Raw genomic sequence first — 12,489 nt, 5'->3', positions numbered from 1 at the left:
TTAATCTTTCGGGGTTGGCCCTTTTCGCTTTTAATGTATCACCTATTCGGATCAGCAACAGCTCAATATTTTAAGCGGAGCTTGCACAATGAATGCTTCCATTTTTATAAAAAAATTTCCTATTAATTCTTTATTAATTCATAGTTAAGCAAAAATTATAGGTATGAACCGAGATTTGGGTTTTTCACCAAACAATGTTTACTATGAAAAAGAATTATTTACTGCTGTTATTAATGATCCTGCATTTCATTCCAGGCTACGCTCAGGTTACGCCCGTGGATGATTGCGAGTCGCTTACTGGCTGGGGCGGCGGCGGGAACGCGCTGAGCCTGGATAATGATGCTCCCGTTCAGGGCAACTATGCTATTAAATCCGAGGGCGGCAATACGGAGCGGTTGAGGAAAAATTTCGCAACACCGCTGAACACGGGCATTGCTGCCGGCGAGCTCAACATTGCCTATCTGCAATTCTCTCTTTTCGTATCCGACATCACCAAATTCAGCACTTCGGACGGGCAATTTGAAATAACAAGTTCCGGGAACCCCGACACGGATGAGTTCAGCTGGGGAACGGGAAGCGTCAATCTGCGAAATGGCTGGAATAATGTCGTGCTGCGACTGAGTGCGGCAGGCAAGTCAGGCAATCCTGATTTGGCGGCGATCAATTTTTTCAGATATTACAAACCCATCAATGCGGGTGAATCGGTTGTTATCAAAATTGACAACATCCGCTTCACCAAAGGTTATGAGGGCAGCGAATTGATTGGTGCAAAGATTTTTAATAAAGCGGACGATTTGGCCGGTTGGTCGGGAAGCAGTGGTGTTGCTGTTGATAACGTCAACAAAATCCTGGGCAATGGCTCAATAACCAGGACCGGTGCGGGCCAGGATTGGTTTATTTTGAATACAACCCCATTTAATACAACGGTAAGCGAAGCAGCCGGAATTGCCAAATTCTGGCTTTATGTTTCCGATGCAGGTCTTTTTAATGGAGCGGGCAACATTGTTTTCTCCTCGTCGGGGCAGGCCGGCAGTGATGCATACCAATGGAACATGGCTGCACAAAAGATCCAGAATGGCTGGAACCACATTATTTTACACTTATCCGATGCTACGAAATCTGGAAACCCAAATCTGGGTGCCATTAATTATTTCCGTATCAGCCAGCCCCTGAACGGCGGCTTTACAGCCAAAATCGATGAAATTGAGTTTTACGAACCAATGCCAGCAACCACGGCAAACCCAGCCGATAACACATTGAATGGCAAAGTCATGTTCGGTTACCAGGGGTGGTTTGGACTACCTTCCGACGGCTCGCCAACGCACAATTGGTGGCTGCATTGGTTCGGAGGAGCACCGGAACACGCCACTTCCACGGTGGACATGTGGCCCTACATGGGCAATTATCCAACGAGTGAACAGGTTGCCACCAATATGACCTACGCTAATGGTTCTCCGGCAAAGTTGTTTTCAAGTTACAGTTATAACACCGTAGACGAGCATTTTAAATGGATGCAGGAACACGAGATCGACGGCGTTTTTCAGCAGCGCTTTCTGGACTATTTCCGCACGACGGACACGCGCGTCCACCGGCATTTCGACAAGGTGCTGGAAAACGTGCAAACGGCCAGCAACAAATACGGACGTGTGTACGCGATCATGTACGACCTCTCCGGTGCCGACGCCACTTCAACGGAACAAGTAATCGCAGATTGGAAACGGCTGGTGGATGAAATGGGTGTGACTTCGGAAAGCAACTATCTTTGGCACAAAGGAAAACCGCTCGTTGCATTGTGGGGACTAGGGCTCGCATCCAACCCCGATGCTACTGCCGAACGTTCGGAAAAACTCGTGAGATGGTTCAAAGAAGGCGATCCGGCTGACCCGACTGACGACCCAAAATACCGCGCCAACATGATGGGGGGCCTTAATAACAACTGGCGCGACCACTCGCCGGCGTGGCTCGCCGTGTACGATCTACTGGATGTGATCAGTCCCTGGTCGGTGGGGCGATACAATAACGAAAGCGGCGCGAACGCATTCGCAATCAACACCATACGGCCTGACATGGCTTACCTGGCCCCCAAAAGCATTGACTATATGCCGGTAATATTTCCGGGGTTCTCCTGGTTCAATCTGCAAACTTATCGCAATAATCCGTCAGCGGCGATCAAGAATTCGATCCCTCGCAATGGTGGCAGCTTTTTATGGCAGCAATCTCAGAATGTGATCAATGAGGGTGCAAATATGGTTTACCTGGCTATGTTTGATGAAGTCGATGAAGCTACGTCCTTCTTTAAAATGGAGAAATTTGCGGATCACACGCCTAAGGGCGGCAACACCTGGTTCTTGTCGCTGGACGCCGATGGTTACGATCTCACGCCCGACTGGTTTATGGCGCTGGGCGGTTATACCAAAAAAGTGTTGGCCGGGAAAGCAACGAACAGCTTGTCCGTTCCACTTTATCCCAATCCATTGACTACCGATGCCGGTAACCCGTTGCCCATCACACTGATCAGCCTCACCGTCCAGGCGGAAGGAAATCTGACACATTTAAAATGGCAGACTTTACAGGAATCCAACAGCTCGCATTTTGAAATACAAAGAAGTAAGGACGCCAAAAATTTTACAGAAACAGGACGTGTAAATGCGCAGGGTAACACTGTCAAAGACACCGATTACCAATTTCAAGATATGGGTTTGTCGGCAGGTCGTTACTATTACAGGTTGAAAATGACGGACCGCGACGGCACGTTCGCATTCAGCAGCATTGTGACGGCGGAGATTAAGGACGGCGGTGAGATCAGCATTTATCCTAATCCAACTTCTTCTTCCCTACGCATCAGATCCGAAAGCAAAATTCAACAGCTTGATATTATCAATGCATCGGGGCGGAAAATCCGGACGTTCAATCCCGGCACGCTCACTTTTGAAGTGGACATCAGCACCTGGACGCCTGGCGTTTACGTCATTCGGGTTAATGGTGTAGACAGAAAAATTGTTAAACATTAACAGCATGCACCAGTCAACAGGATATTCGAAATTTAAGCCACCTTAAACAATTGCTTCATTAAACTTGGGTGCGCCGAAACGTTTCAAGCTTGCAATGTGCGAGCCAACTGCTCCAAAAAATGATTTGTTTTCCAGATATTTAAGTCCGAATTCCCTGGCCGTTTCTTTCACGATCGGAGCAATTTTAGGATAATGTACATGGCAAACCTTGGGGAATAAATGATGCTCAATTTGAAAATTAAGCCCGCCGATATACCAGCTTAACCATTTATTTCGAGGTGAAAAATTAACGGTCGTCTCCAACTGGTGAATAGCCCAGTCCTTCTCGATAATGCCTTTCTCGTTCGGATGCGGATGCTCGGTTCCTTCAACGGAATGCGCCAGCTGAAAAATTACCGTCAATACAAGCCCTGCGGCGAAATGCATTAGCAAAAAACCAGCGAAGATTTGGCCAAAAGGCATATTGAAAATCAACGTGGGAACACCTAGTAATACTGCGAAATAAATGAGTTTCATGAGGATCAATCCGGTAAGCATCCGCCGGTTTTCCGACTGGCTCTGTCGGTTCACGCCCGATTTGATAAAGAGATAATATTGAATAAAATCTTTAAGAATAACCCAATACAGCGTCAGGATGCCATAGAAGAAGAACGCATAGATCCACTGAAAACGGTGTAGCGGATGCACCTTTTCCCCTGGCGAAAGCTTGATCACGCCGCGGTCTTTAATATCTTCGTCCACATTTGGAATATTAGTGTATGTATGGTGCAGAATGTTGTGTTGCAATTTCCAGTTCAGCACGCCTGCACCCGCCAGATTAATGGTGTAACCCATCCATTTATTAACGGCAGCACTTTTGGAGAACGCACCATGGTTTGCATCATGCATTACGCTCATCCCGATCCCGGAAATGCCCATTCCCATCATCAGCCACAAAAGCAGCGCCAGCCACAACGGCGGATTGAAAGCGATAAGCGCCACAAAAGGCAGTATATAACACGAAATCAGCACAATGGTCTTGATAACCATTGTTTTATTGGCATAACGTGATTTATGATTTTGCTCGAAGTATTGGTCAACCCGTTTTTTCAGGGTCGGGAAGAACAGGCTTTTGTCAAGCGCTGCAAATTTGATTTTTTCTGGATAAGTCATGAGTTATCATGTTAAAATTCGTTTCGGGGAAGCGACTGAAGAAAACAGAATCTAACTTGATCACGTCATGAAGCCATACTAAGACAAAACGTTGAAAATCAATTTTTATTGAACACAATTCAAATTAATATTATATTTCTTTCGTATAATTTTGATAATACTATACAATTGCACAAAATTCTATTTACTAATAAAAGTCAGCCTATCTTTACCCATGGCTGAGCCCGACACTAGAAACATCACCAACATCATTATTCTTGACACCCACCCCGTCCTGCGCAAAGGACTTGCCGTTCTGCTGCAAGAGGGTTTTTCCGAACTACGGCTCATCGAAGCCAGAGATGTGGTTGAGCTCCGGCAAGCGGAGCCTGAACTTGGTCCTTCGCTATTTATAGTTGTGATCAATTCTGATTTTGAGGAAGATGGCACAAGTCCGGTTTTTGAGCTCAAAACAGTCTACCCGGATGCGCCCATTATTTTGTATGGGGAAGAAACAAAGCCCGAGCTGGTCATCTCTTATTTCAAGTCTGGAATCAATGGTTACCTTTCCAAACACAAAGATCTCAGCGAGCTCACCACCTGCATCAACATGGTTCGCGCCGGAAAGCGGTACGTTAATGCAGACCATATGGATTTTCTTTTCGGCTATCTGATCGAGAATTACAAAACTTCCAAAAAACGGGATCTCCTAACCCCCCGCCAAAACGAGATCGCCCGATATTTGATCCAGGGTCTGTCCACCAGTTCGATAGCCGAAAAAACCGGCTTGCATATCTCAACCATCAGCACATTCAAAACCGCCATTTTTTCAAAACTGGGCATAGATAATGTTTTGAAGCTCAAACAAATTTTGGAAGCTGAGGAGAATTGAGCGGTTTCTCTATTTTGCGGACTATTACATTGAGTTATCGTCCAAGATTTCGTTACAATGCCCATCGACGTAAGACCCGCAGCACTGAGTTTCATCATGACTCTGGCGACTTTCTCCTCCTTTTCCCTGCAGAAAAAGCCGTAAACCCAAAAGCTGCCAAACATCATTTACATTTACGCCGATGACATGGGTTATGGCGAATTGTGCCTGCATGGCAGTTTCTGGCACCAGTCATTGGTAAGTCCGGAAATTAGTTCAAATCCAAACTGACGTATATTACTTGTCGTTCAATAACGCAACTTGGTTTTCTCTACTTCCACATTCAAATAACATCATTTTGAAATAAAAATATTTAAATAATTATTATAAATTTGCCTTCATCCCTTTGATACTTTTCGTAAAAATAGCTGGATTGGCATGGTTGATAATCTTGAAAATGAACATCTTATCGAGGCATTACAGGAGGGCAGCGAAAACGCTTTTACTGTAATTTACCAGCGTTACTGGTATAAGATGTTCCTGGTGGCTTATCGCAAGCTTCAAGATAAAGAAGCCGCCGAGGAGATCATTCAGGACATTTTTCTGAGGCTTTGGAAGGAAAGAATCACTGCAAAAATCAACAATCTCGACCACTATCTTTTCGCAGCTGTGCGATACGAAGTAATCAATCACATTCGCAGCAATGTTACCAAAGGAACATATGCAGGCAATGCAATGGATTTTGATTCGCTGAGTGAATGCAATACGGAAAATCAAATCGCGCTCAAAGAATTACTGTCCCAAATCGAAGAAGGACTGCACATTTTACCCGGAAAGTCCGGCGAAATATTCAGGCTTTACAAGCTGGAACACTGGCCTATCAGCCGCATTGCCAAGCATTTCGACCTTTCTGAAAAAGCCATCGAGTATCACCTTACCAAAGCGACAAAGTCTGTCCGCAACCACCTCAAACAAGCGCTTTATACATGGCTTGTTGCCGTTACTGCATTCTTCTTCCAATAAGACCGGCTCCCGTTGTCAGGAATTGTCGTTTGTATTTTTAAAACAATTTTAAGCTGATTTCTGTATTTGTATATAATTTTTCAAATAAATTATAAACTTATTTAGGGGCACCTGCTTGTTTTCCGGCTTATAGTCAAAGATAACAACCGCTTGTCAATGAATATAAAGGAAATTCAGGCTTTGCTGCTCAAATACCAGAACAGACAATGTTCAGATGAGGAGATTGCCAAAATTCATTATTGGTACGATCATCTCAATGAAGATTCGATGGCATCGCTTTCCGGCGCGGAACGTGAAAACATGGAAGGCCGCATTCTCGATCATTTGATAGCCGGAATCAGGGAAGACAAAAAGCAGGAAACCGTGCTGGTTCGCAGCTGGTGGCAGCGAACGGTGCCTTACTTATCCGCGGCAGCCGTGATCATTGCGGTTTGCAGCTATGTATTTTTTGGAAAAACGATTTCAGATCCTGTTACCAAAAGTGAGCAAATAATGGTGCAAGTGCCCGTTGATCAGCTGCTTACCAGGCATAATAATTCCAGCTCAACACAAAAGATTGTGCTGGAAGATGGCAGCGCTGTCACACTAACTCCGGGCAGCAAAATTATTTACCCGAAAAAATTCCCAAAAGAAAAACGTGAAGTTCAGTTGCTTGGAGACGCCTTTTTTGAGATTACCAAAAACCCGGACAAACCATTCTTCGTTTATAGCGGAAAGCTGGTTACCAGGGTCTTAGGAACAAGTTTCAGGATCAAAACAAACCCAAAAGGGCAGGCACTTGAAGTGGAAGTGGTTACCGGAAAGGTTTCGGTGTTTGAAAACGACGAGTCATTCATTGATAACGCCGTTGATCACCAGTCCAACGGCGTTGTGCTCACTCCCAACCAGCGCGTAACTTATTTCCCTGAAAGCAGGCATTTGATGACCGGACTGGTTGTAGCACCAGTTAAAGCAAGCGTTGCCGTGGACGAATCGCGACTGGTTTTCAACAACATCGCGATGGGCCGCATCGTGGAAGCACTGCATAAAACCTATGGCATTGAAATCGTTTTTGCCAATGATCGCCTCGCCGAATGCACATTTACCGGAGACATTACCGATTTGCCGCTTTATGAAAAACTGGACCTGGTCTGCGGCTCCGTCGGCGCTGATTATGAGATCAAAGGAACACGCATTCTCATCAACGGCCGCGGCTGTGAGTAACCTATAACCCCATATACTGCACCTAAACCCCAAAACTATGATGAAAAAAAAGTTGAACAAATAAAAAACCGGCAGTGCGCGAACACTACCGGCCCTTGATTACGGCCTGCATGTAAAATCCTTGGACAGAAAGCGCATGCGGCCAACGTCCTGTTTTTCTCAAAATAGAACCAACAAAATTATGCAAAGAAACCTACAATTAAAATGGTGTGCATCACTGTGCATTCTCATGAAAATAACATTCGCTCAATTCCTTTTCGCCATCGCCTTCACCAGTCTCACCTACGCGACTAACGAAAGCCGTGCGCAGGAGATTATGGACAGACAAGTCACAATCCACGCACGGGATGCCGAATTGAAAGATGTGCTGCGCGACCTGGAAGAGCAGGCAGAAGTAAAATTTGCTTACAGCCAGAAAGCGATCAAAGCGGATCGCACGGTCAACATTCACATTGTTAACCAGAAGCTGGCAACAGCATTGGCAACGCTTTTTGAACCGCTGCACATCTCTTTTCAACTAACTTCCGGAAGAATATTGCTTACCTCGCTTACCGGCAATGTGCCCGCTCCTGCCCAGCAAGAGCAAACGGAGGAAGCGGCAATGCCGGCCGCTGAGCTCATTAAGGGAAAAGTCACAGATGAAACCAATGCAGGATTGCCCGGCGTGAGTGTGGTTTTGAAAGGCACGCAAAAAGGAACGACTACTAACAAAGACGGCGATTTCGAAATAGACATACCCGAGCGAACGGGTTCGGTGCTGGTTTTTAGCTTTGTGGGTTACAAAGCGCAGGAACTGGCTATTGAAAACCGCACATCGATTGCCGTGGTGATGGAGCCGGAAAACAAGTCGCTTGAAGAGATTGTGGTGATTGGTTATGGCGCGGTCAAGAAAAGTGACCTTACTGGCTCGGTTTCAAGCATTAAGAGCGAAGCGATCCGCGAAATGCCTGTCACTTCTGTGGATCAGGCGATCCAGTCGCGGGCACCGGGTGTGCAGGTGACGCAAACTTCGGGAGCGCCGGGTGGTGGGATCTCCATCCGGGTGCGAGGCGCAAACTCCATCAACAGCGGCAGCGAGCCACTTTATGTGATCGACGGATTCCCCATGTATCCTGACAATGGCGCGTTGGGAACGAGCGGAAACCGCCAGCCGACCAACGCCATGGCAACCATTAACCCGAATGAGATTGAATCCATTGAAATACTAAAAGATGCTTCTGCGACTTCCATTTACGGTTCCAGAGGTGCCAACGGCGTAATATTAATCACTACAAAACGCGGTAAGGAAGGGCAAAGCAGCGTGGATTACGATGGTTCCTATTCCTTTCAAAGCATTGCCAATGAAGTGAATGTGCTCAATGGCGGTGATTATGCGCGATATATCAATTTATTGGAAAAAAGCCAGGGCGGAAACCCGCGCTATTCCGATCAGCAGATCGGCCAGATCGGCGCCGGAACGGATTGGTGGGATGTGATCTCGCGCAAGGGCGCACTGTCCAATCATCAGCTTTCGTTCACCGGCGGCACCAAGGGCATGCGTTATGCATTTGTTGGTAATTACCTGGATAACAAGGGGATCATCAAAAATACGGATTTCAACAGATATGGTTTCCGGATGAACCTGGACAACGACTTTTTGAAAGGAAAGGCAACATTGAGCAACAGCTGGTCATTCAACCGCTCCGGCAGCAGCAACGTGCCTACGGACCGCGGCGGCCCGGGCGGAATTGTAATTTCAGCACTTGGGCTCGATCCTACTGTGGGTGTTTATGACGCAAACGGCGGTTACCAGTATGCCAGCTACGACCAGCGTTTCCTGACCAATCCGCTCGCAGAAGCCATGGAGGGTTACGACCGAGACTGGACAAACCGCCTTTTTGGAACCACAGCATTAACCTTTAACATTGTAGAAGGGCTCAAATTCCGCACAAGCATTGGCGTGGACCTGGTGAATGCACGCCGCACTACATTTTACAACAACTTCACTTACCTAGGCCGCCAGAATGACCGTGAATTGCAAAAGGCAAACCGGAACAGCAATAACCTGCTGAATGAGAACATTTTAAGCTATAATAAAGAAATTGCAACCGGTCATTTTCTGGATGTAACATTAGGCTACACGTATCAGAAAGAGCTTAACTATTTTGAATCCAACGCCACCCGCGGGCTTTCTTCCGATGACATTGAGGCCGTTAATATGCAGAATGGCAGCCGGCCGCTGGTTCCAACTTCGGGCCGTGTGGAATGGGAACTGCTCTCCTATTTGGGTCGCGTGAATTACAATTTTAAAGATCGTTACCTGCTCACTTTCACATTGCGCCGCGACGGTTCCTCCAAGTTCGGGCCGAATAACAAATGGGCAACATTCCCGTCTGCTGCAATTGGCTGGCGCATTGTAAATGAGGGTTTTTTCAAAAATTCAGGACTTGCAACCGTGTTTGACGATTTCAAACTACGCGCCAGTTATGGTCTTACAGGAAATTCCCAAATTCCGGTTTACCGCTCGGTGGCTGGTTTGATTCCTTATAATTACGTTTTCGGTGGCACGCCTGCGCTGGTTTCGGGTTACGGTCCCAACAGGATCTCTAATAATGATCTTAAATGGGAAAGCACATCCATGTTCAATGTCGGGATGGACTTTGCGCTGCTTTCCAGCCGCCTGACTTTGACAGTGGATGCATTTCAAAACAAAACTACTGACCTGCTGCTGGACGTTTCCATTCCCCAAAGCACGGGTTTCAGCACCATTATGCTCAATTCAGGATCGCTTAGCAATAAAGGGCTGGAATTCGCGGCCAGTTATAAGTTAATGAGTTCCAAAGCATTTACCTGGGATGTGAGCGGTAATGTCTCGATCCTTCGCAACAAAATTGTGGATCTTGGAAAAAGCACTCCGTTTTTTGCAGGCAGCACAAGCAGTCACCTGGGCGTGCTGGGAAGCTGGGTTGAAGCCGGCAACCCCATCGGTGTTTGGCGGGGATACAATTACATTGGATTGTTCCAGAGCGAAGAGGAAGGCAAAACTTTCTCTGCAAAAGCAGGTTATCCAAAATACGAAGATGTGAATGGCGACGGAAAATACACCACGGACGATTTCAAGATCATCGGCGATCCCAACCCGAAACTGACCTGGGGTGCAAACACGACTGTGAAATTCAAAGGGTTCGACGTTTCGATATTTTTTCGCGGTGTACACGGCAACAAAATCCGCAATTTGCAACAGTCAGAAATGGGCGACGGCGTGCAGAAAATCAACCAGATCGGCAACATCTTAACCGATTCCTGGACGCCCGAAAATACGGATGCGCCCAGACCCGTTATCGACGGCCGCCGCGATTTCATTTCTTTCAGAAGATCATCATTTTTTATTCAGGACGGATCATTTGTGCGGCTGCAAAACTTGTCGCTGGGTTATACGGTGCCCGTCAACAACAAGATTATCCGTCATGCAAGGGTTTATGTGAGTGGCCAGAATTTGCTTTTGTTCACCAAATACAAAGGATTTGATCCCGAAGTAAACAATCAGGGCCAGAACAACCTCAACCGCGGAGACGATTACGATGCTTATCCGCGTGCACGCCAGTACACAGTTGGTGTAAACCTTGGAATCTGATCATCATTCACTTGTAACATTGGTTAAAATGAAAAATATACAATTACATCATGTAAGAATCTTCACGCTGGTCATGCTGCTGCTTACCGGCGCCGGCTGCTCGGATCTGAAAGAAAAACCCGATTTCATTAACCCGGAAACATTCTATAAAACGGCAAACGAACTGAAATTGGGCGTTAATGCGGTCTATGATGATCTCAATTCCGGCGGTTTCGGATTTTTCTACGACCGTTACGTATTTGAATGTCTGATCGGCGGTTACCAGGTGGGCTGGGAAAAAGGCCCGCTGCAATTCAACCTGGGCAATGTAAACCCGGCCGATGAATACATTGAAGCCTACTGGGGCATTTGCTACCGCTCAATCAACCGCGCGAACGCGATCATCGAAACCGCAGAAGCCATGAAAGACCCGAACAACCAGGCGCTGATTGACCGGTTAAAAGGCGAAACATTGTTTCTGAGGGCATTTTATTATTACGGCTTGCTCAGCTATTTCGATGACGCCCCGTTATCAGTAAAATCGACCCAAAACATTACCGAGCTTCCTACCAACAGCGGCGGAAACCGGGCGATTATTGACCAGATCTATGCCGACACCAAAGCCGCAGCCGAGCTGCTTCCGGCGAGTTACACCGGTGCCGACCTGGGCCGTGCCACCAAATGGGCAGCCAAATCCGTTCTGATGAAGGCACAATTGTGGGACGAAAAATGGGCCGATGCCAAAGCAACCGCAGAGGACATTATCAATAACAGCGGCATTACATTATACGCCGATTTCGCATTCAATTTCGACCTTGCCCATGAAAACCAGGGTGAGCGCATTTTCGAAGCACAAGTATCGGCAACGGCCAGCCCCAACGAATACAGCCAGCATTCGGCGCATTTTAATCCCGAAGATTTCCCAAGCGAGCTGGGTGGTTCCGGATGGAGCTGGATCAGCACGACCCAGGAATTCCGCTCGGCCTATGATCCAAAGGACAAAAGAATCGCAGGCACATTCATCGAAAGCTATCCAACGGGCCGTTTTGGGAAAATCAATGGCGTATATCCGACCGTAACATGGAGCCCGAAAGCCGATTACAACCTTTCGCGTTTTGGTGGCGTGGTAAAATCGGATGCGAATCCAAAAGACCCGGCGCAAATGATCTTCGGCAAAGCATGGTCCAATAAAATCGCCGAGCTGGACAGACGCAATTCGGCCACCGAGAAAAACACAATTTACATTCGTTTATCGGACATTCTCCTGGGCCATTCCGAGGCTTGTAATGAGAGCGGACAAGGCAATGCATTCACCTCGATCAACAAAGTCAGGGAGCGCGCAGGACTGGCCGCCTTAAAGGGTTTGACCCAGGCAACCTTGCGGGATGCCATCATTCAGGAACGCATGCAGGAATTTGTTTTTGAGCAAGTTATGTATCCCGAACTGCGCAGGAAGAGTAAATTCGGAGGCCCAATTGATTATCTTAGTAAAGAAATAAAACATTTTGCTCAAAAATACAATGTTGACCGCGTGCCCAAGGCGAAAGATTACGTTTTACCATTGCCGGTAAAAGAACTGCTGGGTAACCCGAATGTGAAGCAAAATGCGACCTGGCAGTAGGTCAAAAGCGTGTGAAATTTTCAACAAAAAGATTGAA

7 protein-coding genes are annotated in these 12,489 nt (G+C 46.8%); 6 read left to right on the top strand and 1 reads right to left on the bottom strand.

Features of this window, described 5'->3' with window-relative positions:
* The first annotated feature begins 203 nt into the window (after positions 1-203).
* On the top strand, positions 204-3,011 hold the full coding sequence (locus tag NFI81_RS00835; RefSeq protein WP_234614768.1) for a T9SS type A sorting domain-containing protein: 2,808 nt from the start codon (positions 204-206) through the stop codon (positions 3,009-3,011).
* Between the two features lie 42 nt (positions 3,012-3,053).
* Here NFI81_RS00835 and NFI81_RS00830 read toward each other — a convergent pair whose 3' ends face one another.
* Complete coding sequence (locus tag NFI81_RS00830; RefSeq protein ID WP_234614769.1) at positions 3,054-4,163, bottom strand: fatty acid desaturase family protein; 1,110 nt, start codon at positions 4,161-4,163, stop codon at positions 3,054-3,056.
* A gap of 214 nt (positions 4,164-4,377) precedes the next feature.
* Here NFI81_RS00830 and NFI81_RS00825 point away from each other — a divergent pair, with 214 nt between their 5' ends.
* From NFI81_RS00825 to NFI81_RS00805, 5 genes are all read left to right on the top strand, one after another.
* The gene (locus NFI81_RS00825) at positions 4,378-5,034 is read left to right on the top strand and encodes a response regulator transcription factor (protein ID WP_234614770.1); all 657 of its coding nucleotides are present in this window, start codon (positions 4,378-4,380) and stop codon (positions 5,032-5,034) included.
* A gap of 417 nt (positions 5,035-5,451) precedes the next feature.
* Complete coding sequence (locus tag NFI81_RS00820) at positions 5,452-6,036, top strand: RNA polymerase sigma factor (protein WP_234614771.1); 585 nt, start codon at positions 5,452-5,454, stop codon at positions 6,034-6,036.
* A gap of 156 nt (positions 6,037-6,192) precedes the next feature.
* Positions 6,193-7,239, top strand: a complete 1,047-nt coding sequence (locus tag NFI81_RS00815; protein WP_234614772.1) for a FecR family protein — start codon at positions 6,193-6,195, stop codon at positions 7,237-7,239.
* A 229-nt stretch (positions 7,240-7,468) separates the two neighbouring features.
* A complete protein-coding gene (locus NFI81_RS00810) occupies positions 7,469-10,852 on the top strand; it encodes a TonB-dependent receptor (protein WP_234614773.1) in 3,384 nt (1,127 codons plus the stop codon).
* Positions 10,853-10,880: 28 nt separating this feature from the next.
* Entirely contained in the window at positions 10,881-12,452 is a 1,572-nt protein-coding gene (locus NFI81_RS00805) for a RagB/SusD family nutrient uptake outer membrane protein (RefSeq protein ID WP_234614774.1), read from the top strand.
* The last annotated feature ends 37 nt before the right edge of the window (positions 12,453-12,489 follow it).

The sequence above is a fragment of the Dyadobacter fanqingshengii genome, from assembly GCF_023822005.2.
GTDB lineage: Bacteria > Bacteroidota > Bacteroidia > Cytophagales > Spirosomataceae > Dyadobacter > Dyadobacter fanqingshengii.
The sequence above is the reverse complement of the archived record's forward strand: the minus strand, read 5'-3'. Positions and strand labels throughout refer to the sequence as shown.